Raw genomic sequence first — 24,741 nt, forward strand, 5'->3', positions numbered from 1 at the left:
GAGCGGCGGACCGTCTGGTGACGATCCGCCGCATTAATCTCTGGGCCTCGCTCTGTATGCACAGGCGAGGCGTGGCAGCGCGAAAGAGCTAGCGCGCTTTTTTCTTCCAGCTTTCGATCTGCTGATCGAGTTCGCGCAGGACCTCCTCGCGCATTTTCGCCTGCATTTCGCGGTTCTCGGCAATCGCCGCGCGCGCCTGTTCCAAGCCCTCCAGAGCGCGCGCCATGACGCGCGACTGGCAGATCAGCACTTCGGTACCGCCACCCTTGAGCTCTTTCGTGGTGGCAACGTCCTCGGAATCGTCGTCACAGTGCATTCGCACGAAGGTCCGGTTCTGCTCGTTGAGCATGGCGGCCCATTCCTTGCTTTCCTCAAGCGCTTTCAGCTCGACGCGCATCTCTTCCATGGCCTCATCGGCCTCGTTGAGACCTTCGCGCATCTCTTCGAGCAGCACTTCAAGCTCCTCCTCGTCCATCTCCTCGCCCTTGTTGACGATCTTGACCCTGTACGAGCGGGCTCTTTTCCTGAGTTCCTTGGCGGTGCCGTCTTCATCCTTCCAAATGAAGGCTTGGCCATCCTTGCTCTTGAGCTTGAAACGGGCCTTCCCATCCTCGTCAGGATCCATCACAATGACGGTGACTTCTTCTTCCTCGGTGACTTCGGGTGCCTCCGGCGGCTCAGGCGGTTCGGGTGCCTCAGGCGCTTCGGGCGCTTCCTGGATAGCCACAACGCTCAGGACAGGGGCAGCGGGGGCCTTGGGCGCCACGGCGGTAACGGATGGCGGCGCGGGCGGTTCGGGCGCGATCCTCTCGGCGTAGGAGACCGAAGCGGTCAGCGGCAACGCGACGATCGCGGTCCCCAGCATCAAACGGGAGGCCATTTTCCGGCTCTTGGTGTTGGAGGATTGTTCTGTCATTTTTAGGTTCCTCAGACGTTGGATAATCGATTTGTCCCCCAGCACGGGGCACGCCATTGGGGCGGCCAGCGCGACGTTGGGACCCGCTGCAAAGCTCGCAATCACATCGGCGTAGGCGGCCCGCGTTTCCTTGGGCGCAGACGCAATCACACGGGCGTCGCAGGCTGCTTCCTGATCGCGCCGCAAGGCAAGCCAGCCATAACGGCCGAGCGGGTTGAACCAGTGGAGCGCAAACAGCGGCTGGGCGAGCACATTGATCAGAAGATCGTAACCCCGGTGGTGCTGGAGTTCGTGCGCCAGAGCCAGATCGCGCGCGTTGCGATCGACCTGGGCCATGAAACCCGGTGGCAAGGCGATCACCGGCTCCAGCACTCCGAACGCGAGCGGCCCGGTGGTGCCCGGCGTCTCTATGAGACGGATCGTGCCGAGCGGGCCTTTTGCGCTGCCGACCGCGCGCGCTTCTCGCATCAGCCCGTTGCGCAGGCGGAAATAGGCGCTGAAACGCAGGAAAAGGAACACCGCCGCCCCGCCCAGCCACGCTGTAAGAGCGATTTCGGTCAGCGGCAGGCTTGAAAGCGCAGCGATCAGGCTCGTCGCGCCCTCGCTCGTGGCAGCCGCGTCCGGCGCGACCGAGGCCGCCTCCGAAGCGATCTCGACCACAAGCGGCGCCGTATGCCCGGTTGCCTCAACCGCTTCGGGCGCCGTCTTCTCGGGCGCGAGCCAGGCGGGCAGTTCGATCGGCGGAAGGATAAGGCGCAGCATGGGCAGCGCCCACAGAGCGTAAGCGGCGGGCGCTCCGAACCAGCGAGTGACCGGGCGGCGCAGCACGAGGACAAGGGCGATCAGCGCGCCGGTCCAGATCAGCGTATCGAAGAGGAAGGCGCTCATTGTTTCAGCTCCTTCAGAAGTTGCTCGATTTCGGCGAGGTCGTCCACGCTCAAAGCCTCGGACTCGGCCAGATGCGCCACCAAAGAGGCGGCGCGGCCGCCGAACAGCTTGTCGACCAGACGGCGGCTTTCCCCGCCCACGTAATCCGCGCGCGCAATCAGCGGCGCGTAGAGGAAGCGGCGACCATCGGGCCGCGTAGCGATTGCCTGCTTCTGCACGAGACGCGAAAGCAGTGTCTTGACCGTTGCCAGGCTCCAGGACCGAGCCGTGCCCACGCTTTCGTAGATATCCTGCGCGCTGGCATCGCCTTCATGGTCCCAAAGGGCTTCCATGATCGCGTGTTCCGCGTCGGTGATACGCTCTGGGCTTTCGCCCTTCGAACCGGACTTGCCCATCGCCTTCTTGCGCACGTTCGTTCCTCCCACCCGCTAGCACCCGCAGCGGAACTGACGATTACACTTGTAGGTGGATCGATTACGTTTGTAAACATGAAGCGTGGATGAACACCGGATTTCCCCGGTTGCGCCTCGATAGACGGCCGATAGAGTGCGGCCAATGACATGGATGCGCGCCCTCATCGCTCTCACGGGCTTGACCCTTTCCGCCTCTCTGGCGGCGCAGGAGTTCGAGGACATTCTGCCGCAGACCCTTCCCGTGCCGCTCGATGAAAGCGATCCCGAGCGGATCGAAGTGGGCGAATTGATCTATCGCGGCGGGCTTCGGATCGAGCCCGAAATCGAGGGGGGCGAGGAAGAGATCGGCGGGATTTCCGGCCTCGAATGGGTCGATGACGAGGCGGCTCCCGGCGGCGGCGCGCTGTGGGCGGTGAGCGACAACGGGCGCTGGATGCGGATCGTGCCCGATGAAAGCAACGGCGTGCTGCGCGATATCTATGGTATGGACATCGGAACCTTGCGCGACCTTGATGGCGACAAGCTCAAGGGCAAAAGCGATGGCGATGCGGAGGCGATTGCGTTCCTGCCCACAATCGGCTGGTGGGTCAGCTTCGAGCAAGATCATCGCATCTGGCAATACAGCGATATAGCCGCTTCGGCCGAGTGGCCCACTTCGGCGCCGCAGGAGATGCCTCTCATCTTCATGCCCGCCGACCTGCTGCCATCGAACAACGGAATTGAGGCACTCGCGGCCCACGGCCAAGGCATGATTGCCTGCGCTGAATTTGCGGATGCCCAGAAGAACAATTGCGTCAGGGTCGATGAGACGGGAGAGGCACTGGGCTTTCAGCTCCTCGCCCCGCCCGCTCTCGCCGAACACGGCGGCGCACCCACAGACGCGGCCTGCGCGCAGGATGGCACCTGCTACGTCCTCATCCGCAGCTTCAAACCCGGTTACGGCAACCGCGCCGCGCTCATCGAACTTGCGCCCGACAACGCGCAGAAAACGCTCGCCGTTTTCGATGCACCGCTCACGCTGGACAATTTCGAGGGGCTCGCGCTGCGCGAACAGTTCGGCAAGCGCTATCTCTATCTGGCCTCGGACGACAACTTCAACAATTGCTTCGAAACCGGCAGCGCGAATTGCCAGCACAACCTGCTGCTCAAATTCGAGATCAAGAGCGACGAGCCGCCGCCCGCTCAGGTCGCCGACGCGCCCGAACCCGACCCGCAATTCGAGACGGTCGATGTCGTGCTCGAAACGCAGATGGGCGACATCACCATCGCGCTGGAGGTCGAACGCGCGCCGATCACGGCGGCAAACTTCCTGCGCTATGTCGAGGAAGGGCGCTTTGATGGCACCGTGTTCTACCGCGCCATGAGCCTTGACCGCGAGCCCAAGCCCAACGGGCTTTTACAGGGCGGCACCCAGTTCGATCCCAAGCGCATTCTGCCCGGTATCGAACACGAGCCCACCACCAAGACCGGGCTCAGCCACACCAACGGCGCGCTTTCGATGGCGATGCTGGAGCCGGGCAGCGCGAATGGCGATTTCTCGATCATGCTCCAGGACCAGACCGGCCTCGACGCGCGGCCCGAGGATCCGGACCCGGTCTGGCAGAACGGCTACGCAGTGTTCGGCTATGTGATCGAGGGCATGGACGTGGTGGCGGCGATCCATGGGAGCCCGACCGATCCGGATAAAGGCGAAGGCGCGATGCGCGGCCAGATGCTGGCCGAGCCGGTGACAATCATCAAGGCGCGCCGGATCGTCGCCGACTAGAGCCTATTCGCCGCTGATCGCCGGGCGGCCCACAGGGCTCGTCGCCGTGCGGGGCATGCGCGCCTCAAGCTCGGGAAGCCAATCGCCGACACCCGGACCAATGCGCACCTGCGGAAGCGAGGCCAGCAGGCGCCGTTCCGCTTCCCATTTGGCGACAAGGTTCACCGCTTGATCGCCAGCGGCTTCAAGGCTTTGGGGGCTGCGCAGCGCGTTGTTGATCAGCGCATCGCCATAGAAGGTCCAGTCGTTATCCGCTTCGCACCCGAACGAAGAGCGGTTCGAGGCCGCAGCGGTGAAGATCGCGGTGTCCGGGCTCGACAGCGGATCGACAAACACGCCCGAAAAACACGCGCTCAGGAGCAGGATGCGCCGCTTGATCCCGAGTTCTTCGAGCACCGCCTTGAAGCGCGCGGGGCTAAGAACGCCATAGCCGGTGTCCCCGTAGTGATAGGTCAGGCCCAGATCGAGACCGTGGCTGGTGGAGTAAAGCACCAGCACATCTTCCCGCGAGTCCATCACTTCGGCCACCCGCGCTAAACTTACAATCAGCGCGTCGATCGATCCGTGCGGCCGATCGTCGCGCGCGCCATCCGGCCCCGCCAGAACAAGCGTGCGCCCCTTTGCATCGTAGCGGCGCTCAAGCACCCGGCCCGCCTCGCGCGCCTCGCGGGCGAACACCGGATCGCTATCAAGGGCAATCGTTACAACATACGCATCAACCGTGCCGCGACGCTGCGGCTCGATCCGGGCAAGAGCCGCGTCGAGCCGGCGGCGCTGTTCGAGCATGACGCGCGCCGGAACGCCGCGTTGCATCTGCGGCCCCAGATTGAAGCTCTCGCGGCGCTCCTTTCGGTTCTTGCCCGTCGCAAGACTGGGATAGGGCGCGAGGTGCTCGGGCGGCTGGTTGGGGTCGGGCGCGCGATCGCCTTCCCGGGGCGCAGCGGGCACGGCGAAAAGCAAGCCGATCAATCCGGCGATCAGGGCGACTTTGGTCATGGCACCTACGCTGGCCTCGCCACGCGCTTGGGTCAAGCCACTCACATCAGCCGCGCGCGCTGATCGGGCGTCAGAACCGCGCAGGCCTCCTGGGTTTGCCCGAACCACTTGTAGCGGTTGCGCGCGACAAGATCGTAGACGCGGTCAAGCAGCGCGCGGGGCACAATCCGGAACACGGTCGGGATGCGCCACAGCCCGCCCATCGCCCGCGCAACCGCGAAATAGCCGTCGAACTTGATGTAAGGTCGTCCCTTGTGGAGAAACAGAAAGCTCTCGTCCCAGTCGATCCCGTAATGCCGGCACAAGGCGGCCCCCAGCGTCTTTTGCGCGGAAGTGAAGGCGATGGCGCCGCGCTTGTCGCGCTTCATGATGAACCCCACCCCGCCTGAGCACAGCACGCAGTGATGGTCGAAGATGAAGAGCGAGCGGCTGTCATCGAACTCGGGCACAGCGGGATCGCCGCGATAGCTGTAGGGCTGGAAGGCGTTGAGCGCTGCTTGCGTGTGATTGAGCATCGGGTCGGCCCTTTTGCTGAAACGAGTGCCTGAATAACCGCCAGGCCCCGGCCCGGTTTCCCAGCGTTCTCAGGGGCGCCCTAGGAAACAAGGCGCCGGGCGACATCGCGTACGCTGAGGCCCAGCAGGCGTTTGTATTCCCAGGTCTTGACGAACCAGAACGCCGAGAACGCGGCGATCGCGGCAAATTCGATCCAGTAGATCTCGTGCCCGCAATCGCGCCCATCGACCAGATGGACGCCATAGGCGAGCGCGGGAAGCGCGATCATCAGGCAGCCGGTCACATCGTAGGCGCGCTTGAACCGGGCTCGCAAGGGTGGCCACAAGATGTAATCGAGGCGTGATTTGGAAAAGAAGATCGCGACGATGAAGAGGCACACGAAGAACGCGACCGCAAAGGCCGCGTGGAGCGAGAACAGGCTCTCGTTGCACTGATCGGTGGTGGTCGGCACCAACGCGACGAGGATCAGGAACACGCCCGCGAGCGTCAGCAGGAGGTTTTCGGCGCGCGAGAGGCCCTGAAACAGAATCAGGAAGATCCCGACCGCCCAAAGCAGCCCGACGAACCAGTTGCGCGCCTCGGGCACGTGGTAGAAGAAGCTGATCGAGAAATGCCCCTCATACCCGCCGATGAGCGGGAGCAGGATCGGGATAAGCAGCGCCAGAACGCCGATCCCGAAGCACTTGACCAGAAACGCCAGATTGGCGCGCTGCGAGAAGTCCTTGCGCGAGGCATCCTTGCGCGCCCAGTCGATCGCCTTGGGGTCGGGTGCGTCGAGCTCGCTCATCGCGATTGCCGTTTCATGTCCTTTGCCATTTGCGAGACCGGAAAGCCGCGCCCGGTGACGAGACGCTTGAAATCGGGCCAGTTGTCAAAGTGCTGCAATTGGCGGTGATAGTAATTGATGTATTCGAGCGCGGCCAGAACCGCAGCGACGGTGATCGCCCACCGCTCTCCGCTCGACGCAGCGAGATCGGTGAACCGCACGCCGACGGCAAGAACGCAAGCCAGCGCGGTCGTTGCCAGCAGCGGCAAGCGCCATGTGTGCGCCTGCTTCAGAACCCGCTCGAGGGGGACGGCGCGCCCCTCAAGCTGATGCAGCTTGGCGCGCCAGTAAAGCCCGCCGAGGATGAGCAGCCCGCACATCGGCACACAGGCAAGCGCGAGCCAAAGACTTACCGCCTGACCGGTGTACAGGCAGAGAAAGACCATGATCGCCGGGATCAGGGCTGCGTTGGCGACTTCGAGCTTCCAGTAGGAGGAAAGGCGGGTGTGGAGGCGCTTTTGCATTCTTGCTGATGTTACCCAAAATTGGTAATCTGAGCTACATGGGAAGGAATACGTCGATTTCGCTCAGCGAACGCCATCAGAAATATCTGCAAGCCAAAGTCGAGTCCGGCGAGTTTGCAAGCGTTAGCGAGGTTGTGCGCGATGCGCTGCGGCGTCTGGAAGAGCGCGATCGAAAAATCGAGAATCTGAGAGCGCTTATCCGGGAGGGCGAAGAAAGCGGCGACCCGGTTCCCTTCGATTTGGACGAGTTCCTTGCGGAAATGCACGCCAACTATAAGGGAGCGGCCTGATCCGCCTGATTATCCGCCCGGCTGCACGGCATGACTTGGCAAAGATTTGGACTTACACTGCTGACACCTGGGGCGCTTTCCAAGCAGATAGCTATGTGCGCGAAATAAATGATCGCGTCATCAAGCTACTAGATTTCCCCGCTATGGGCAGCCGTGTTGAGGGGCTACCCGAGCAGTATCGAAAAGTGCGAAGTGGCTCGCATCGGGTGATTTACCGAACAACAGAGGTCGAACTGCTCGTAGTGCGCATCATCCACGAACGAGAGGATGTGCCGGATGACATCGAAACGTGGTAACCATCTTGTCGAGCCGACTTCGAATCTAGATCGGACTACCAGTCAGGCTCAATCCAGTTCTTCCGCTTCTTGCAGCGGCAATGACACTGCCATTCGCCGCGTTCTTCAAAAGGCACGATTTGCTCGACTTCTAAAAAACGAGCCGACTATCCTCCATGTCGTCAAGGTCGACAACATCACCGACACGAGGAAGCCCAGGCAACGTTCGCGTGCGTTTCGCACCGTTTACTAAGAACTGGACCACATACATCAATAAACCCGCGCCTTGGGCTCGATATATTCCGCGTCCTCGGTCAGCGTGTATTCGTGCACCGGGCGGTAATCGAGGCGGATGTTGGAGCCTCTACCGCCCCAGCCGTCGAACCAGGCGATGGTGTGCTTCATCCATTCCGCGTCGTTGCGATCGGGGAAATCCTCGTGCGCGTGGGCGCCGCGGCTTTCCTTGCGGTTGGCGGCGGACGCCATCGTCACGTTCGCCTGGCTCATCAGATTGTCGAGTTCGAGCGTTTCGATAAGGTCGCTGTTCCAGATGAGCGATTTGTCGGTGACGTGGATGTCTTCCATCCGCTTGTTCTGATCAGCCAGCTTCTGGACGCCTTCGTCCATCAGTTCCTGATCGCGGAACACGGCGCAGTGCTTCTGCATCGCCTTTTGCATCTCCGCACGGATCTGCGCGGTGGGCGAGCCACCTTGGGCGTAGCGGAAATGGTCGAGACGCGTGAGCGCCAGGTCGGCTGAATCCTTGGGCAATTCGGCCTGCTTGGCGTTGGGCACCAGATTGTCGCGCAGGTGGTGGCCCGTCGCGCGGCCAAAGACCACAAGGTCGATAAGCGAGTTCGAACCCAGACGGTTGGCGCCGTGGACCGAAACGCACGCCGCTTCGCCGACCGCGTAGAGGCCGGGTATCTCGTGATCCGGATTGCCATCGGGGCCAAGCGTGACGACCTGCCCGTGATAGTTACACGGAATGCCGCCCATATTGTAATGGACGGTCGGCGTGACCGGCAGCGCCTCGCGCGTCAGATCGACGCCGGCGAAGATCTTGCCGCTTTCGGTGATGCCCGGCAGGCGCTCGGCGAGTACCTTGGGATCGATGTGATCGAGGTGAAGGTGGATGTGGTCGCCATCCTCGCCAACGCCGCGGCCTTCGCGCATTTCGAGCGCCATCGAACGGCTGACAACATCGCGCGAGGCCAGGTCCTTTGCCGATGGAGCGTAGCGCTCCATGAACCGCTCGCCCTCGGAATTGGTGAGATAACCGCCCTCGCCGCGCGCGCCTTCGGTAATCAGCACGCCCGCGCCGTAAATGCCGGTGGGGTGGAACTGGACGAACTCCATGTCCTGCAGCGGCAGGCCAGCGCGCAGCACCATGCCGCCGCCATCGCCGGTGCAGGTGTGTGCGGAGGTCGCGGTGTAATAGCAGCGGCCATAGCCCCCGGTCGCGAGAACCACGCTCTGCGCGCGGAACCGGTGGATCGTGCCATCGTCGAGGCACATCGCCATGACGCCCACGCACTTCTTCTCGCCGCCCGCATCGCTCATGATGAGGTCGAGCGCGAAATATTCGATGAAGAAGTCCGCGTCGTATTTCAGGCTCTGCTGATAGAGCGCGTGGAGCATGGCGTGGCCGGTGCGGTCCGCGGCGGCGCAGGTGCGCTGCACGGGCGGCCCTGCGCCCATGTTCTGCATGTGCCCGCCAAACGGGCGCTGGTAGATCGTGCCATCTTCGTTGCGGCTGAAGGGCACGCCGGCGTGCTCCAGCTCGTACACGGCGGCGGGAGCTTCGCGCGCGAGATATTCGATCGCGTCCTGATCGCCCAGCCAGTCCGACCCCTTCACGGTGTCGTACATGTGCCAGGTCCAGTGATCGGGCGTGTTGTTGCCAAGGCTCGCCGCGATGCCGCCTTGGGCCGCGACGGTGTGCGAGCGTGTCGGGAAGACCTTGGAGATGTTGGCGGTCTTCAGGCCCGCTTCGGCCGCGCCCATGGTCGCGCGCAGGCCAGACCCGCCCGCGCCCACGACCACGACGTCATAGGTGTGATCGATGATCATGTAGGCGCCCTGAAGCTGGGGGCCGGGATCGTTTGCAGGTGCCGTTGCCATTATGCGTTATGCTCCAAAGGCCAGCGTCGCGACGCTGAAGATTGAGAAGGCCGCGCCGCCAATGGCCGCGAGGTTGAGACAGGTGAGAAGCGCGAACTTGGAGCCGGAATTGTGGATATAATCCTCGATCAGAACGGTCAGGCCCATCTGCGCGTGCCAGAAGAGATTGGCGACCAGCAGGATCATCGCGACCGTCGAAATCGGCTGTGCAATCCACTCGACCAAGCTTGTGTAGCTGTAATCGCCCAGCAGCAGCAGGCTGAGGATGAACCAGCTCATCAGCACCACATTGGCGATCGCGGTGAAGCGATGCGTCAGCCAGTGATGCGCGCCATCATGCGCGGAGCCAAGCCCGCGAACCCGCCCGATTGACGTGCCATTGCCCATCAGCCCAGCCCTCCATCGCGCACGAAGATGTAGGTCCACACCGCCACGGTGAGGACAATCGCGATCAGCGGCGACAGGATCGACCAAAACCGATTGGTATCAAGCTCATAGCCTGCGCCAATATCAAGCACGAAGTGCCTGAGACCGCTCATCAAATGGGTGAAGAACGCCCATGTCAGGCCGATCATCACGATATAGCCGATCGGAGACGCCGCTGCCCAGACAAAGGTCTCGTAGGCTTCCGGACCGCTGGCGAGCGCGCCCAGCCACCACACCAGCACCGCAAGCCCCACCAGCGCCAGTCCGTCGCCTGTCGCCCGATGAAGGATGGATACCAGCATGTGCGGTCCCCACCGCCATATCTGGAGGTGCGGAGAAAGCGGTCTTTGTGCCATTCTTGCTCTTCTTCAGTGTTATATCCCTGTCATGCGTCTTACCGAATGTTGCCACGCGCGCAAGCGCGCGTCGCTCGACAAGTCTTGCAAAGTTTCGGATAGGGCTTGTCATGAGTTTCATCCTATTGACCGGTTCGAGCCGTGGAATTGGCGCGGCGACCCATGAAACGCTCACCCGCAGGGGATGCTCGGTGATCGGCCACCAGACCCGGATCGGTGAGCCCGGATCGATCGCCGCCGATTTTCGCGACCCGATGGCCGCGCACACCCTATGGGAAAGCGCGCTCGAGCAGGCCGGCGGCGCGATCAACATCCTCGTCAACAACGCCGGGCTGTTCGAACCCAATCGCGTGGATCGCTCGGACATCGAATGGCTCGATGCGTGGGAGGACACGATGCGCATCAACCTCACCGCCGCCGCCCAGCTTTCCCGCTTTGCCGTGCGCCACTGGCAGGAGCGCGGCTCAGGCGGCCGGATCGTTCACGTCGCAAGCCGCGCCGCCTATCGCGGAGACAGCCCGGCGCACTGGCACTACGCGGCGGCCAAGGGCGGGATGATCGCCATGCACAAGACGATTGCGCGCGGTTTCGCCGCCGAGGGCATCTTGAGCTTTGCCGTCGCGCCCGGATTTACCGACACGGCGATGGCGGGCGACTATCTGGAGACGCGCGGCGGTCCGGGTTTGCTGGCGGACATCCCGCTTGGCGAGGTCGCGCAGCCCGAGGAGATCGCCGAGATCATCGCTTTCTGCGCGCTCGACGCCCCTCCCAGCATGACCGGCGCCGTGATCGACGCCAACGGCGCAAGCTTCGTACGCTAAGGCGCGCGGGCCAGGCATGACGAGCTGGAAACTCAGCCTCCTCGCGCCCAAGCCAGCGGTGCAGGCCGCGCTGCTAGCGCATGACGAGATCGAGGACTGGGACTTCGACCTCGTCATCTCCGGCCGCGAGATCGACGAGAACCACCCGCAGGACTGGGTGCTCGAAGGCTGGTATCCGAAGAAGCCCGGCGCGGCGCAAGAACGCGCTCTGCAAAGCCTGTTCGAAGGCGAGGCGCCGCGCATCGCCGTGGAGAAGCTGCCCGATGAAGACTGGCTCGCGCTCAGCCAGCAGGGCGCGCCGCCGATCAACGCCGGGCCCTTCCACGTCCACACACCCGATTTTCCGGCCCGCAAGGACGCGATCGACTTCGTTATTCCCGCCGCGCAGGCCTTTGGCACGGGGCAGCACGAAACCACCGCCGGGTGTCTTGAAATGCTGGCGGAGATGAAGGCCCAAGGACGACGCGTGCGCCGCATCGCGGATATCGGAACGGGGACCGGGCTTCTGGGCTTTGCCGCCCTTCGCCTGTGGCCGGGCGCCGAGGCCACCGCCTCGGACATCGACCCCGTCTGCGCGCAAGTGGTCAAGGACAACGCAGCGCTAAACGCCCTTGCGCTCGGCGCGGGTCCGGGCGCGATGACGATGGTGATTGCCGAGGGAATGGACGATCCGCTGCTGCGCCTTCGCGGACCCTACGATCTGCTCATCGCCAATATCCTTGCCGGACCGCTGGTGGAGCTCGCGCCCGACTTCGCCGCGAACGTCTCTCCGGGCGCAGATCTGCTTCTGGCCGGTCTGCTGGCGGGCGAACAGGAAGAGGCCGTGCGCCGCGCCTGCAAGCGAGCGGGCTTTACCCCGCGAGAGCGGCTCCAGAGAGGCGACTGGGCGATCTTGTGGCTGCGTCGTCGTCCGAACTGGAGGCTGTCGGGCCGCGAGCGCGCGCGCTGGCGTTAGCCGGTTGCCAGTTGCCGGTTGCCTGTGAGCGCCGCTCAGCAAAGAACCCCTTCGGCCAAATCCAGCGCGTTTCTTGTAAAAGCTTCCATGTTTGCGATCCGATCGTCGCTGTCGGTCTCCAGCACCGCGACGCGCTCGACATCGGGACCGACAATCGCCGCCACGCTGCGGCCCGAGGCAACGCCCATCGGATGCTCGCTCGACCCCGCCGACCCGCTTTCCGCCATCCCCCAACTCGCGCCGAGCCGGTCGCGAATGCCGCGCGCCTGAAGCAGCGCGTAGTCCTCGGTCGCCGACGTCATGCCGTCATACGCCTCGCGCGGGAGATCGAGGAGGACATTGCGCGCCTTGAACGAGTACACCACGCCCCCGCCCTTGAAGAAATCGAGCGCGCCCGGAACGGTCAAAAGGCTCGCCATGATAAGCCCCCCGGTGGCCCCATCGGCGACCGCAATCTTCTGCCCCCGCGCGCGCAGCGCCGCAGCGATACGGAGCGCTTGCGGGTGGAGATCGTTGAGAGTGCCCACGTCTAACTCGCCTCGGCCACAATCGCCGCCCAGCCCGCTTCGTCGATCACTTCGATACCGAGCTCTTGCGCCTTTTTCAGCTTCGAGCCCGCGCCGGGCCCGGCGACCAGCAGGTCTGTCTTGGCGCTGACGCTGCCCGCGGCTTTCGCGCCCAATCGCTCGGCCTGCGCCTTGGCCTCGTCGCGGCTCATGGTTTCAAGCTTACCGGTGAACACCACCGTCTTGCCCGCGACCGGGCTGTCGAGCACTTCCACCTCGTAGAGCGGCGGGCTCACTTCTTTGAGCAGTTCCTCCCACACCGCCACATTGTGCGGCTCGTGGAAGAAGTCCGCGAGCGAATGCGCGACCGTTGCCCCCACGCCGTCGCTAACGCCAAGCGCGTCCTTGGCGGCCTCGTCCATGCGGGCTTTGAAAGGGGAAGCCTTCTCGCCCTCCTCCTTCGGGTTTTCGGCGCGATAGACACCGAACGCCTCCGCCGCTTTGCGCAGCTTGGGCAGCGTGCCGTTGGCCTTCATTAGATCGCGCGCGGTGACTTCGCCGACATGACGGATACCGAGGCCGAAGAGCAGCCGCGCGGCGTCGGGCGCGCGTGTGCTTTCCACAGCCGCCAACAGGTTATCCACAGACTTGTCCTGCCACCCTTCGAGAGCGAGGATGTCCGCGCGGCGGTCCTTCAGGCGGTAGATATCGACCGGGCTTTCGAGCCATCCCAGATCGAAGAATTGCGCTATGGTTTTGGAGCCCAACCCATCGATATCGAGCGCCTTGCGGCTGACAAAATGCTCAAGTCTTCCCGTGCGTTGCGCGGGACAGATAAGACCGCCTGTGCAGCGCACATCGACCTCGCCTTCCTCGGCCACCGCCTCGCTGCCGCATTCGGGGCAGCGATGGGGAAAGTCGAAAGGTGCGCGCGTCTCGTCGCGGGTCAGGTTCTCGACCACTTGCGGGATCACATCGCCCGCGCGCTGGATCACGATGCGGTCTCCGGGACGAACGCCGAGGCGCTCGATCTCGTCGCGGTTGTGGAGCGTTACATTGGTGACCGTCACCCCGCCAACCAGCACCGGCGCGAGACGTCCCACCGGCGTCAGCTTCCCCGTCCGCCCGACCTGAATGTCGATCGCTTCCAGCGTCGTCTCGGCGCGCTCGGCGGGGAATTTGTGCGCGATCGCCCAGCGCGGGGCCTTGCCGACCGAGCCCAAACGCTCCTGCCAATCGAGCCGGTCGACCTTGTAGACGACGCCGTCGATTTCGTAGGGCAGATCGGGCCGAGCGGCGGCAATCGTTTCATAATGCGCGATCAGCGCGTCGATACTGTCGGCGAGGGTGAAGAGCGGCGAGACGGGAATGCCCCAGGCGCGCAGGGCCTCGACAACGTCGGCTTGCGTTTCCCCCGGAAGGTCCGAATGCGCGCCCCAGCCATGCGCCCAGAAGCGCAAGGGCCGCTGCGCGGTGACCTTTGCATCCTTCTGCCGCAGCGAGCCCGCCGCCGCGTTGCGCGGATTGGCAAAACGCTTGGTGTCCTCGGCGTCCGCCTTCTCGTTGAGCGCAGCAAACGCGGAGCGCTCCATATATACCTCGCCGCGCACCTCGAAGATGGCGGGGACGCCATCCGGCAAGTCCTGCGGGATATCATCGATAAACCGCACATTCGCCGTCACATCCTCGCCCACCTGCCCGTCGCCGCGCGTGGCCGCGCGCACCAGACACCCCTTTTCGTAGCGCAGCGAGCAGGAAAGCCCGTCAATCTTGTCTTCGGCGGTGAACGCGAGCGGCTTGCCCTCAGGCAGGTTCAGATAGCGCCGCACCCGGTCCGCCCACTCGCCCACTTCCTGTGGGTTGAAAGCGTTGTCGAGGCTCATCATGCGAACCTCGTGCGTCACCTTGGAAAGCGGCGAGGCGGCGATCTGATGGCCGACTTTGCGCGACGGGCTATCCTCGCGGACCAGATGCGGGAAGGCTTCTTCCAGCTCGCGATTTCGCCGCACGAGCGCGTCGTATTCGGGATCGCTGATCTCGGGCGAATCCTCGGCGTGGTAGAGCCGGTCGTGGCGCGCGATCTGCTTCGCAAGCCGCATCAGTTCGTTGGCGGCCTCGGCTTCGGTGAGGTTGGTCATAGATCGAGCGGTTTAGTCGATCTCAGTCTGGATTCCATCGCCTTCTTGGGCCGCTTCCACCTCTGGCCGATCAAGCGCCGCGCCGCCTGAAGCGCCAAACAGCTCTTTGACGCGTTCCTCGGCCTGCTGCTCGGTCAACGCGCCGCTTTCCACATCCTGCCCGATCTGGCGAAGCTCATCCAGACTGTCCTGCCAGTTGCTCACGCGCTCGTCGGGAATGGCGATCACATCGCCCAGCTCCGCGCGCAGATCGCGCTCCAGCGACCCGTCCTCGAACGCCGAATAGGTCGCCAGGGTCAGCAGCACAGGCGCGGCCAGAGCCATCGCGAAAGACACAAAGAACACGCGCTTGAAACTCATATCGGTCAGCAAGCCCAGCGCCGTCATAAACGCGAGAGCAAAGACGGTGGTGAGCCCGAGCAAGGCCAGCAGCGCCAAAACCAGAACCGACAAAACGATCCCACCAAGAACTTCCATCACACCCCTTCCAGCAGCCGGTCCGCCTGGGCGCGCGCTTCCGAGGTGATCTCGGCGCCCGAAAGCATGCGCGCTATCTCTTCCTGGCGACCGGGCGGGTCGAGTTCAACGACGCTGGTCTTGGTGACGGTGCCGCTGGACGATTTGGCGATCAGGTAGTGCAGGCCCCCGCGCGCGGCCACTTGCGGGGAGTGGGTGACGGCGAGGAGTTGCCCTTCTTCGCTTGCAAGGCGCGCGAGGCGTTCGCCAATCGCGCTGGCAACCGCGCCGCCCACGCCGCGGTCGATCTCGTCGAAGATGATCGTGCCCGCCCCGTCCTTTTCCGCCAGAGCAACCTTCAAGGCAAGGATGAAACGGCTGAGCTCGCCGCCGCTGGCAATCTTGGTGAGCGGGGCGAAAGGCGCGCCGGGATTGGTGGCGATGAGGAATTCGGCCGCGTCCTGCCCCAGCGCGCCCCAGCGCCCTTCGGGCAGCGTGTCGAGCGCGGTCCGAAAACGCGCGGCATCCAGCTTCAAGGGCGCGAGTTCCGCCGCCACCGCCTTGTCGAGACGCCTGGCCGCCTTGGCGCGGGTCGCGGAGGCCTTTGCCGCCGCCGTTTGATAGGCCTCGCGCGCCTTGAGCGCCGCCGCCTCCAGCTCGCCCAGATGCGCCTCGCCCCCTTCGATCGCGTCGAGCCGGGCGCGCATTTCGACCATCAGATCGGGCAGAGCGTCGACCTCGCAGCGGTGCTTGCGGGCGAGCGCGCGCAACTCGAACAGACGCGTTTCGGCCGCGTCAAGCGCTTGCGGATCGTGGACCAGAGCATGCCCGGCCGCCTCCAGCTTCTCCTCCGCCTCGCCCGCCTCGATCACGGCGCGATCGAGCGCGGCGAGCGCCTCGGCGAGCAGTTCGTGCTCGCCCGCGATCCGATCGAGTTTGCGCGCCGCCACGCGCAAGGCCGCAAGCGGCGCGTCCGAACCCTCCCAGATATGGCGCAGCTCTTCGAGGTCGCCGGAGAGCTTTTCGCCCTTCTGCAGATCGATCCGCTGCGCGGCGAGAGCCTCTTCCTCGCCCACCTGCGGCGCGAGCGTTTCCAGCTCGGTCAGATGCGCGCGCAGCAGCTCTTCATCCGCCTTGGCCTGCTCGACATCGCGCCGGGCTTCGGAAAGCCGCGCCTCGGCCTTGGCCCAGGCCTCGTACGCACCGCGCAGCGCGTCAAGGTTGGTGCCCGCATATCGATCGAGCAAAGCCAGATGCCCGCGCGGGTTCACAAAGCCGCGATCATCGTGCTGGCCGTGGAGCTCGACCAGAGCGGGCGCAAGGCTGCGAAGCAAGGCGGCGCTGACGGGCTGGTCGTTGACAAAGGCCTTGGACCCCCCGTCGGCTTTGACCTGCCGCCGGACAAGGAGCGGCTCGCCCGGCTCCCACTCGATATCCGCGTCCTCAAGCGCTTCGGCGACAAGCGGCGGAACGCTGTCGAACTCGAAACTGGCGGTCACGCTCGCCTTCGCCTCGCCGCTGCGCACCAGTCGCACCTCGGCCCGGTCACCCAGCACCAGTCCCAGCGCGTCGAGCAGGATCGACTTGCCCGCCCCCGTCTCACCCGTCAGCACGCCCAGCCCGCGCGCAAAATCGAGATCGAGCGCTTCAATAAGGACAATGTTGCGGATGGAAAGCCGGGTGAGCATCGTGCAGCGGGGTCTAGCGCGGCCTCCTGTCGGCGTCACCTGCGCAAATCAGGCCAATCCCCAAGCAGCGGCGGGTAAGGTTCGGCGGATATCGAAGCACGCCGCGAGCGAGGCTTAGGCTAGCCAATGGCATAGTGGGATGCGAAGCTGACCGTTCGCAATTCGTAGCTGGAAAAAAAAAGCCAACGTAAGACTAGGAAGAACAGGGATGACGACACCCCGGTCTGGGTCTAGGGCGGTGCAACTTTGACGAGAGCGATAACCTTCTCGGCCCTAAAGGCCTTACGGATGCTTATTGTGGCCATTCTGGCGTTGGGCATTCAGACGCTTGCACCGCCCGGCCACATGATTGCGCTTGGCGAGAACGGCTTGCCCTTTATCGTCATGTGTCCGGAAACCCATCCGCTTTTGCGCCAGATGGCCGCTTTGGACCCTGACAACGCTGCAGCGAAACGCAAAGGCCAGGCATCAATCGATGGCGGTCACTTTCATGCCTCTCATAGTGCTCAAGCCGAAAGTGATGGTGAGCAACACGACCATGACGGACGCGGTACCTCGATAAGCACTGACTGCGCGTTTGCCAGCGTCGCCCAGCTTGCAACAGGGTGCCTCGATGCGAGCCTTGCGGTGCCAGCGTTGGTCTACGCGCAGAAGCTGGAATTGCTTCCAGCCCGCTGTCCGCCTCTCATCAGGCGCGCGCGCCTCAGACCACCATTGCGCGCGCCTCCCTCGCTCGCTTGAGAGCCGCACCGGAAACTTCGAAAGGACTGCCTCCCCGCAGTCCTTGACCGGTGCTCGCCCCCCAGCAAACAGCACTCAGCGAGACACAATCATGAAAACGAGTACCTATGCCCGGCTTCTAGCCGGTGTTGCCGCTCTTGCAGCCGGCTCGAACACATCAGCGCAAAATGAACAGTCATCCGATACGACCGATCAGCCAGCCAGAGCGTCGCCTATCGAGACGATCATCGTCGTTGGCGAAGCGCAAAGCGAGAACCCGAGCGAAGACGTCACCAAACCCGTCATTGAAGGCCGTCTGGCTACGCTTGAAGACCTGCTGCGCGACACGCCCGGCGTTCAGATCGAGCCGGTCTTTGGCGGCATCGATCATCCCCGCTTCTCGATCCGAGGGTCTGGTCTGCAACGCGGAACGCAGCCTGCGGGTCGCGGGATAGAGCTGCGCCTTGACGGCCTTCCGATCACCTACGCCGATACGAGTTTCGATTTCGTCGAGTTCATCGAGCCGCTGTTCTTTGGAGAGGTCGGTATCTTGCGCGGCGGGCGCGGGGCGCTCGAAGGCGGCTCGACAATTGGCGGCATCGTTGATTTTCGAGGACGCAGTGGGCGGGTTGACCAAGGCTTTACCGCACGCGGTGAAATAGGGAGCTTTGATTACCTGCGCGGCCAAGCGGCTTATGCTGGTTCCAGCGAGGACGGTGAAGTCTTCGCTTCCGTCAGTTGGTTGTCGCAGGATGGTTTTCGTGAATACGGCGCGCAGGAAGCGTTTCGAGCTTATGGCCGATACAGCCATGATGTGTCGGATCGAATAACCATCCGCGTCTCAGGTCTTGCGGTCGATTCCGAGCTTGAATTGCCAGGCCCGCAGACCCTAGCGCAAATCGAAGCTGGATCGGATGCCGCGCAGCCCAACAACATTGCGGGCGACTGGCGCCGGTTCTCCGAGCAATACCGCGTGGCGACGGGCCTGAGCGTTGATCTGGGCGGGTCAAGCCTCGCTCTCGATGGCTCTTACATGCGCACCGATGTCGAATTTCGGCGGCGCGATGTGCAGGTCGAAGACAACGACGATTTCAGCCTCGCCGCGCGGCTGCGGAGCGATCATGATGCTGCCTTGGGTTGGGGAGCGACGGTTATCTATCAGCGCAATGATCGCCGCCAACAACAGTTCTTCAATGGCGGCGGCACACCGCCAACCTTCTCGGGCGCGCGCGGCGATAGATGGGCCGACAACGATCTATCCGCTGATCGCGTGACTGCGCAAGTCAAGGGACACGTCAAACCCAGCGACGCGGTGCGGCTCACCGTCGCTGCGGGTTGGGATTTTCACGGGCGCACCATCGAGGAAAACTTCGCAGGCGTCCGAGCAGAACGTCCGGCGGCTGAGCTTGCTGATACTTATGACGGGTTCAATGGCCTCGCGCTTTTGTCCGTCGAGGCGGCTCCCGCGCTGACCCTCTTCGCGGGGCTAAGTCATGTCATCGAACCTCCGACCTATGATGTCTTGCTCATCAATGTCGCGGGGACGCCGGGCCCGATGAACGCGCTACTGAATGGAGCAAACCCGCGTCGCCCAGTGGTCCGATCGCTTGAAGAGCAAACCGCTGTTACCGCCGAAGCAGGCGTGCGCGGTGATATCGGCCCGGTTCGACTGGACTTTACCCTATATCGCGCTTGGATTGACAATGAGATCGTGTCCACGACCGACGCGGTCACACAAAATGTTACGTCGGTCGGCAACGCCGATGAAACGCGGCGCTGGGGGATTGAAGCCTCGTTGGGTACACTTGTAGCGGGGGATGTCCTCGCCACTGGAGACAGCGTCGATATCGCGGGCGACTGGACATGGACTGACGCCCGCTTCTCAGACGATCCCACTTTTGGCGACAACTTCCTCCCGATCGTGGTGGAGCACCGTTTTGGCGGGCGCGTCTCCTATCGCTCTAATCGCATTGCCGCCGATTTGTTTGGTACATTTGTGCCAGACGGCGGCTTTGCGGATTATGCGAACACCCTGCGCGCCGATGGCTATGTCACAATAGGCGGGCGCATCAGCTACGACACCGGGCGCTTCCTCGTGTTTGTTGAAGGGCGTAACCTCACCGATGAAGAATACGTCTCAAGCGTGATCGGAGCGCGTAACAATCTGAACGGAATGGACAACGCGACCTTTGCGCCGGGCGAACCCGCGGCTGTTACACTTGGCGTTCAGGCGCGCTTCTAGAACTGATCTTTAAGGACTAAACGGGGGCGCATGAGAAGCGAGGTAATTGCCCGGCGCCCCAGATCGAATTCGGACTGAAAGAGGAAAACCAAAAGTGAAGAAAGGCATCATCTTTGGAGCGCTCGCTTTCTTGTGCGCGGGCGCGGTTATCGCTCAGGATCATGGAGCATCAACATCACCCCATGCCGGCAAACAGACGCGCGCTATTGCATCGCTTTCTGACCAGGACATAGCGGCGATCCGGGCAGGCACCGGGTGGGGCATGGCGCTGCCCGCTGAGATCAACGGAGCGCCTGGCCCCCGCCATGTTCTTGATCTTGCTGAACAGCTGGAGCTCAGCGACGCCCAAATCACACAGGTGACCGCCATCTTTGACGAGATGACGCGTTCCGCTCTGGCCACCGGCGAGGAGTTCATCGCTTCGGAAAAAGCGCTCAACGACGCTTTTGTGCGGGGCGGCGTCGATCAGGCTAAGCTTGAACGCCTTGTTAGCGAAGCGGGCAAACATCGCGCGGCGCTTCGCCTAGTCCACCTGTCTGCGCATTTGAAAACGTTGCCGCTGCTCACGGATAGGCAAGTCGAACGATACAGCGCGCTGCGCGGATACACGGATCAGGATAGCGACCCTTGCGCAAGCGTGCCTGAAGGGCATGATCCGGCGATGTGGAGAAGGCACAACGATTGTCCTTAAGGCATAGGAAGGCGGCAGCTGGGTCGCTACCCCACGTTCACCTTGGGCTTTGGCAGCTCGAAAACAGGCCCACCCGCGACCCGATAACGGCAATCGCCCCGGACGCGGCCCGGTCAGCTCGGCGTTACACCGCTCGCGTGTTTCTCGACCAGCTTGTAGGCGCGCTCATACCATTTGGAGCCGGGATAATTGGCCCCCAGAACCGCGGCGTATTTGACCGCTTCTTCGGGGACACCCAGCGCCAGAGAGCTCTCGGTCAAACGGTACAGCGCCTCGGGCGTGTGGCTCGTCGTCTCGAACTGGTCGACAACATTGCGGAAGCGCAGCGCGCTCGCCAGCCATTGACCCGAGCGCTGGTAGAACCGGCCGATTTCCATTTCCTTGCCCGCCAGATGGTCGTCGACAAGGTCGATCTTGAGCCGCGCGTCGGCGGCGTATTCGCTTTGCGGGAACCGCCGGTTGACCTCGGTCAGCGCCGCGCGGGCCTGCTCGGTGATCTTCTGGTCGCGGTTCACGTCCGAGATCTGCTCGTAATAGCTCAGCGCGATCAGGTAATAGGCGTAGGGCGCGTCCTTGTTGCCCGGATGGATCGAGAGAAAACGCTGCGAGTTCTGGATCGCTTTGTTGTAATCGCGCGCGATGTAATAGCTGAACGCGCTCATCAGCTGCGCGCGCCGCGCCCAGGGCGAATAGGGGTGCTGGCGCTCCACTTCGTCGAACAGCGCGGCGGCGAGCAAGGTGTTGCCCGCATTGAGGCGGCGCTGCGCTTCGGCGTAGAGCGATTCGACGTCGCGCGCGACGTAAGCCACGTCTTCGTTGGCCGAACCTCCTCCGCAGGCGGTCGTGGCCAGAGCGGCAAGGCCTAATGTGGCGGCGCGGGCCGCGTTCTTGAGGAATCCTGTCATGCGGCGCGGTATAACCAGCGCGGGCGTGAACGCCAAGTGACCACGCGCCCGCACGGCGCTTTGCTTCCCGCTCTTTCCACGCCAGTTGCCAATCACGCCAGTTGCCAACCATGCCAGTTGCCAACCACGTCATTTTCCACGCCGGCCTTGCCGGGAGGATAACCGCGTTCCGAAAGCGCTCCATGCGCCAACCGCGTTGCGCAGGGGCGTTTGCTCCCGGACACACCGCGATCGGGAATAGAAAGGGGCGCCCTGGCCACCGCCAGAACGCCCCCCTTGTCTAAGCGCCATTCAAGCGGCGCGCTCGTTCAGAACGAGAATCCGGCGGTGAGCTTGTAGAAGTCCCCGTCATTGCCGGCCTCGATATCCGCCCCAGCGGTGAAACGGGCGAAAAAGCCGTTATCGGTCGAGAACTGCACATACGGCCCAAGCCATTGGTAGACGACCGAGTCATCGCCATCGACAGCGCGGGTGTTGCTGAGCAGCTCATAGTGCGCGCCGGCTGAAAACTTTTCGCCAATCTTCGCCCCGGCGTTCAGCCAGGTGTGCAGAAAGTCGAGCGATCCGGTTTCATTGCGGTTGCGCAACGCGGCGTAGTAGCCGCCATAGAACTCGGCTTCGAACGCATCGTCGGAGTAGTTCATCGTGAGGCTGGGAACGATGCCGTCAGCGAAGTTTCCGCCGGTGCCGGTCGGCAGTTCGGTGTCATCATCGCGTACCCCGCCCGAAAGCAGCGCGCCGTTGGTGATGCCAAGCTGCGGCTTGATGACCAGATTGCCTTCCATCGTGTGAATCGCAACGCCCGCGCCGAACTCGGTCCACAGGTCCGAGCCAAGACCGGTGCCAAAGCCGTCAGTGGTCCAGAAGATGCCGTAAAAGCTGAAATCGATGTTGTCGCCGATCGGAATCAAGCCATTGAAGCTGGGGTAGAAACCAAAGAAGGAATCCTGATTGAGGAGCACAGTGTAGCTGTCCTCGCGCTTGGCGGGCGCGGCGCCGGAGCCGCTGTATTGCGCCACGGGCACAACCGCCGCGGCCGCCACCTGTTGCGCGGTCGGCGCGTCGGAGGCGAGCTCGAACGTCTGCGGGGAGGCCGCCAAAGCCGCCTGCGCCGCATCGCTCTGCGGGATCGTGATCGCGTAACCCTGCACGTCTTCACCCGCCGCCTTGTCGAGCTCGTTTGTCGTGATCTCGGACGAGGCGGATATCGCGGTGAGCGGCGCGAGGGTGTCGACCTCGGGCGCGTGCGCCGCGACCGGCACACCGTTCGCGATGTGGACTTCGGTCTCGGCGAGTTCGGTCTGGGACAGGCCCGTTTCCGCGGCGGCGGATACGCTCAGGGCCGGCGTAACGACGGCGGCGCTGATCCAGAGATATGTTCGCAGTTTCATTCATGTACTCCCGTTTCAAAACAGGAGCCGATCAGCCCGGGGCAAACGCCGCGCGCCAGGCGCGCAAGCGCAGGGGAGAACTGGTCGGCTCGACCACGATCCGATGCGTCCTCTCCTGGCCTGGCCCCCGCACACCCGATCACTACGGCCAGGACGTGCAAAGGGGGAACCAAAGCGCTTTTGCGCGCCGTGTCGCCACAATAAGGCCCCCGGCTTTTGCCGGTTGACCCACGATTGCAATAAAGACACCGAGAGATAATGGTTCCATAAAAAAAGCGTAACAGACAAATTTTCTGCCGCTGTGTGGTATTTGACACGCAAGGAAATAATCGATTCTGCGGGCGGACTTTCGCCAAATTCCAATTGATGCGCCGCCCGCAACAAAGCGCCCTCCACCCCCGTTCTCCCTTGCGCCGATTTCCTACTCGCCCCTTTTGTGGTTCACCTGCACAAATGACCCGCAAAGCCGATCCGCGCACCGCCCGCCTGCCCGTCAAACCGGGCGAGCTTCCCGACTTCGCCCCCGTGCCCCGCCGCTGCGCGCGCCACGATGGCTGGACGCCCGAGCGCCAGCGCGCCTTTATCGAAGCGCTCGCGGACACCGGCTCGGTCTCGGCCGCGTGCAAGGCGGTCGATATGAGCACGGTGGGCGCCTATTACCTGCGCCGCCAGCCGGGCGCGCAAAGCTTTCGCGAGGCCTGGCAAAAGGCGCTCGACCTGGGCGTTGAGCGCCTCGAGGACGTCGCGATGGAGCGCGGGATCCACGGCGTCGAGGAACCCTTCTACGTCTACGGCAACCATGTCGGCACCCGCACCCGCTATAACGACCGGCTCTTGATGTTCCTTCTAAGAAACCGCGCGCCCGAACGCTTTGGCAATTCGGTGACGAAAGGCGGCGGCAGCCTCAAAGGGCTCAACGCGGTCGGCAAGATGGAGAAAAGGCGCCTCAAGAAGAAATGGCGCGCGCAATGGGAGGCCGAACAGCGCGCCCGCGACGAAGGGGTCTCACCCGCCGAGGTGCGCGCGAGCATCGATCGCAAGGTCGAGGCGGTGCGCGCCGAGCTCGAACAGACCCGCGCGCGGCAATGGGCGCAGATGTCCAAGGAAACCCGCAAGGCCTGGGCGCGCTTTACCGAGCTGCGCGACGCGGACTTTGCGCGCCTCAAGGCCGATGAGGCGATGCGCACCCGGCTCGAACGCGGCCCCGAAGCCGACGAGCAATGGGCCAAGCCCCCGACAAAGAAAGCGCCCCCGCCTCCCAAGCCGAGAAAGACCGCGCACTCGCTCAAGGATAAGGGGTGGGAGTGAGCGAAGGCGAATAGCGCGGGCGATTGCGAAGCAAACGGCAAGCTGGACGCCGGTGCGCGTCAGCGCATCGTGAACGCCCGGCCGGCGGGTGGGCGCCAGCCCAGCCCGTTCGGAAGCGAAGCTGGCCGTCAGGCCACCCCGCGCGGCGCATGGAGCGTGTGCGCCAGCAAACGCGGAACGGCGCGTGGCGGCGTGAGCGCCACCTTATCAGTTGCTTATCCTGCCCCGCCCCCGAACCGCTCGTGCTGAGCCTGTCGAAGCACCGTCCTTTTTCTGCGGCAACGAGGAAGTGAAGGACGGCCCTTCGACAAGCTCAGGGCGAGCGGGTAGAGGGAGTGGTGATACGGAGACCGAGAATGAGCGCTTACGAGAGAATCAAGCAGGGCCGTACCGAGGCCATCGCCCACGCCGAAGGCCAGAAAACTGGTGCGCGCGTGCACAGGGTAGAAGTGCCCGAAGTCGACGTGGTCGCCATCCGCGCGAGCACCGGCCTGTCGCAAGCCGAGTTTGCGCGCAGCATAGGCGTGGCGAAGGGGACGCTGCTCAACTGGGAGCATGGACGGCGCAGGCCCACCGGGCCGGGGCGCGTGTTGCTGGCGATGATTGCGAAAAGGCCAAGCTTGGTGGGGGAATTGTTGGAGTGAGGCCACCTCTCACCTAACGCG

The 24,741-nt window shown here is 63.6% G+C and carries 25 protein-coding genes; 10 read left to right on the forward strand and 15 right to left on the reverse strand.

What is annotated here, in order from left to right; genetic code table 11:
• Positions 1–88: 88 nt before the first annotated feature.
• Entirely contained in the window at positions 89–1,804 is a 1,716-nt protein-coding gene (locus tag QNI87_RS05140) for a M56 family metallopeptidase (protein WP_300594897.1), read from the reverse strand.
• The gene (locus tag QNI87_RS05145) at positions 1,801–2,199 is read right to left on the reverse strand and encodes a BlaI/MecI/CopY family transcriptional regulator (protein ID WP_300595321.1); all 399 of its coding nucleotides are present in this window, start codon (positions 2,197–2,199) and stop codon (positions 1,801–1,803) included. Before QNI87_RS05145 ends, QNI87_RS05140 begins: the two co-directional genes overlap by 4 nt.
• Before the next feature lie 160 nt (positions 2,200–2,359).
• On the opposite strand from QNI87_RS05145, the gene QNI87_RS05150 reads away from it, so the two are divergent.
• Positions 2,360–3,982, forward strand: a complete 1,623-nt coding sequence (locus QNI87_RS05150) for an esterase-like activity of phytase family protein (protein ID WP_300594900.1) — start codon at positions 2,360–2,362, stop codon at positions 3,980–3,982.
• 3 nt (positions 3,983–3,985) lie between these two features.
• On the opposite strand, the gene QNI87_RS05155 is transcribed toward QNI87_RS05150, so the two are convergent.
• From QNI87_RS05155 to QNI87_RS05170, 4 genes are all read right to left on the reverse strand, one after another.
• Positions 3,986–4,978 (reverse strand): C13 family peptidase, encoded by a 993-nt coding sequence (locus QNI87_RS05155; protein ID WP_300594903.1) that lies wholly within the window; start codon positions 4,976–4,978, stop codon positions 3,986–3,988.
• Between the two features lie 41 nt (positions 4,979–5,019).
• Entirely contained in the window at positions 5,020–5,493 is a 474-nt protein-coding gene (locus QNI87_RS05160) for a DCC1-like thiol-disulfide oxidoreductase family protein (RefSeq protein WP_300594906.1), read from the reverse strand.
• 80 nt (positions 5,494–5,573) lie between these two features.
• A complete protein-coding gene (locus QNI87_RS05165) occupies positions 5,574–6,281 on the reverse strand; it encodes a hypothetical protein (protein ID WP_300594909.1) in 708 nt (235 codons plus the stop codon).
• Positions 6,278–6,784, reverse strand: coding sequence for a hypothetical protein (locus QNI87_RS05170; protein WP_300594912.1), 507 nt, complete (start codon positions 6,782–6,784; stop codon positions 6,278–6,280). The genes QNI87_RS05165 and QNI87_RS05170 overlap by 4 nt, the downstream gene beginning before the upstream one ends.
• Positions 6,785–6,792: 8 nt before the next feature.
• Between QNI87_RS05170 and QNI87_RS05175 the strand changes: the two genes are divergently transcribed.
• Together QNI87_RS05175 and QNI87_RS15725 are read left to right on the forward strand one after the other, a co-directional pair.
• Positions 6,793–7,074 (forward strand): type II toxin-antitoxin system ParD family antitoxin, encoded by a 282-nt coding sequence (locus QNI87_RS05175; RefSeq protein WP_300594915.1) that lies wholly within the window; start codon positions 6,793–6,795, stop codon positions 7,072–7,074.
• Positions 7,075–7,085: 11 nt separating this feature from the next.
• A complete protein-coding gene (locus QNI87_RS15725; RefSeq protein WP_366146169.1) occupies positions 7,086–7,370 on the forward strand; it encodes a type II toxin-antitoxin system RelE/ParE family toxin in 285 nt (94 codons plus the stop codon).
• Between the two features lie 249 nt (positions 7,371–7,619).
• Here QNI87_RS15725 and sdhA read toward each other — a convergent pair whose 3' ends face one another.
• Genes sdhA through sdhC form a run of 3 tightly spaced genes read right to left on the reverse strand, consistent with a single transcriptional unit; the run spans position 7,620 to position 10,255 of the window.
• Positions 7,620–9,473, reverse strand: a complete 1,854-nt coding sequence (gene sdhA, locus QNI87_RS05180; protein ID WP_300594918.1) for a succinate dehydrogenase flavoprotein subunit — start codon at positions 9,471–9,473, stop codon at positions 7,620–7,622.
• Between the two features lie 6 nt (positions 9,474–9,479).
• Complete coding sequence (gene sdhD / locus QNI87_RS05185; protein WP_300594921.1) at positions 9,480–9,860, reverse strand: succinate dehydrogenase, hydrophobic membrane anchor protein; 381 nt, start codon at positions 9,858–9,860, stop codon at positions 9,480–9,482.
• The gene (gene sdhC, locus QNI87_RS05190; protein ID WP_300594924.1) at positions 9,860–10,255 is read right to left on the reverse strand and encodes a succinate dehydrogenase, cytochrome b556 subunit; all 396 of its coding nucleotides are present in this window, start codon (positions 10,253–10,255) and stop codon (positions 9,860–9,862) included. Before sdhC ends, sdhD begins: the two co-directional genes overlap by 1 nt.
• A 110-nt stretch (positions 10,256–10,365) precedes the next feature.
• Here sdhC and QNI87_RS05195 point away from each other — a divergent pair, with 110 nt between their 5' ends.
• Entirely contained in the window at positions 10,366–11,076 is a 711-nt protein-coding gene (locus QNI87_RS05195; protein ID WP_300594927.1) for an SDR family oxidoreductase, read from the forward strand.
• 16 nt (positions 11,077–11,092) lie between these two features.
• A complete protein-coding gene (locus tag QNI87_RS05200; RefSeq protein ID WP_300594930.1) occupies positions 11,093–12,031 on the forward strand; it encodes a 50S ribosomal protein L11 methyltransferase in 939 nt (312 codons plus the stop codon).
• A 35-nt stretch (positions 12,032–12,066) separates the two neighbouring features.
• Here the strand turns inward: QNI87_RS05200 and QNI87_RS05205 are convergent, their stop codons facing one another.
• The 4 genes from QNI87_RS05205 to recN are packed head-to-tail and all read right to left on the reverse strand — an operon-like array spanning position 12,067 to position 16,819.
• Positions 12,067–12,558 carry a CinA family protein gene (locus QNI87_RS05205; RefSeq protein WP_300594933.1) on the reverse strand — a complete coding sequence of 164 codons (492 nt, stop codon included), beginning with the start codon at positions 12,556–12,558 and terminating at the stop codon, positions 12,067–12,069.
• Between the two features lie 2 nt (positions 12,559–12,560).
• Positions 12,561–14,675 carry an NAD-dependent DNA ligase LigA gene (gene ligA, locus QNI87_RS05210; protein ID WP_300594936.1) on the reverse strand — a complete coding sequence of 705 codons (2,115 nt, stop codon included), beginning with the start codon at positions 14,673–14,675 and terminating at the stop codon, positions 12,561–12,563.
• Positions 14,676–14,687: 12 nt separating this feature from the next.
• Entirely contained in the window at positions 14,688–15,152 is a 465-nt protein-coding gene (locus QNI87_RS05215) for a hypothetical protein (RefSeq protein WP_300594939.1), read from the reverse strand.
• Positions 15,152–16,819 carry a DNA repair protein RecN gene (gene recN / locus QNI87_RS05220; RefSeq protein ID WP_300594942.1) on the reverse strand — a complete coding sequence of 556 codons (1,668 nt, stop codon included), beginning with the start codon at positions 16,817–16,819 and terminating at the stop codon, positions 15,152–15,154. Before recN ends, QNI87_RS05215 begins: the two co-directional genes overlap by 1 nt.
• 288 nt (positions 16,820–17,107) lie before the next feature.
• On the opposite strand from recN, the gene QNI87_RS05225 reads away from it, so the two are divergent.
• From QNI87_RS05225 to QNI87_RS05235, 3 genes are all read left to right on the forward strand, one after another.
• Positions 17,108–17,560, forward strand: coding sequence for a hypothetical protein (locus QNI87_RS05225; protein WP_300594945.1), 453 nt, complete (start codon positions 17,108–17,110; stop codon positions 17,558–17,560).
• Positions 17,561–17,651: 91 nt separating this feature from the next.
• Positions 17,652–19,781 (forward strand): TonB-dependent receptor, encoded by a 2,130-nt coding sequence (locus tag QNI87_RS05230; protein ID WP_300594948.1) that lies wholly within the window; start codon positions 17,652–17,654, stop codon positions 19,779–19,781.
• 94 nt (positions 19,782–19,875) lie between these two features.
• Positions 19,876–20,472: a hypothetical protein gene (locus QNI87_RS05235; RefSeq protein WP_300594951.1), complete on the forward strand. Its 597-nt coding sequence runs from the start codon at positions 19,876–19,878 to the stop codon at positions 20,470–20,472.
• 113 nt (positions 20,473–20,585) lie between these two features.
• On the opposite strand, the gene QNI87_RS05240 is transcribed toward QNI87_RS05235, so the two are convergent.
• Complete coding sequence (locus QNI87_RS05240; RefSeq protein WP_300594953.1) at positions 20,586–21,377, reverse strand: outer membrane protein assembly factor BamD; 792 nt, start codon at positions 21,375–21,377, stop codon at positions 20,586–20,588.
• Between the two features lie 308 nt (positions 21,378–21,685).
• On the reverse strand, positions 21,686–22,768 hold the full coding sequence (locus tag QNI87_RS05245) for a DUF6733 family protein (protein ID WP_300594956.1): 1,083 nt from the start codon (positions 22,766–22,768) through the stop codon (positions 21,686–21,688).
• 453 nt (positions 22,769–23,221) lie between these two features.
• Here QNI87_RS05245 and QNI87_RS05250 point away from each other — a divergent pair, with 453 nt between their 5' ends.
• Together QNI87_RS05250 and QNI87_RS05255 are read left to right on the forward strand one after the other, a co-directional pair.
• Positions 23,222–24,076, forward strand: coding sequence for a hypothetical protein (locus QNI87_RS05250; protein ID WP_300594959.1), 855 nt, complete (start codon positions 23,222–23,224; stop codon positions 24,074–24,076).
• Between the two features lie 356 nt (positions 24,077–24,432).
• The gene (locus tag QNI87_RS05255; RefSeq protein ID WP_300594962.1) at positions 24,433–24,720 is read left to right on the forward strand and encodes a helix-turn-helix domain-containing protein; all 288 of its coding nucleotides are present in this window, start codon (positions 24,433–24,435) and stop codon (positions 24,718–24,720) included.
• Positions 24,721–24,741: the final 21 nt, after the last annotated feature.

Origin of the sequence: Erythrobacter sp. (assembly GCF_030066995.1) — a bacterium.
Lineage (GTDB): Bacteria > Pseudomonadota > Alphaproteobacteria > Sphingomonadales > Sphingomonadaceae > Erythrobacter.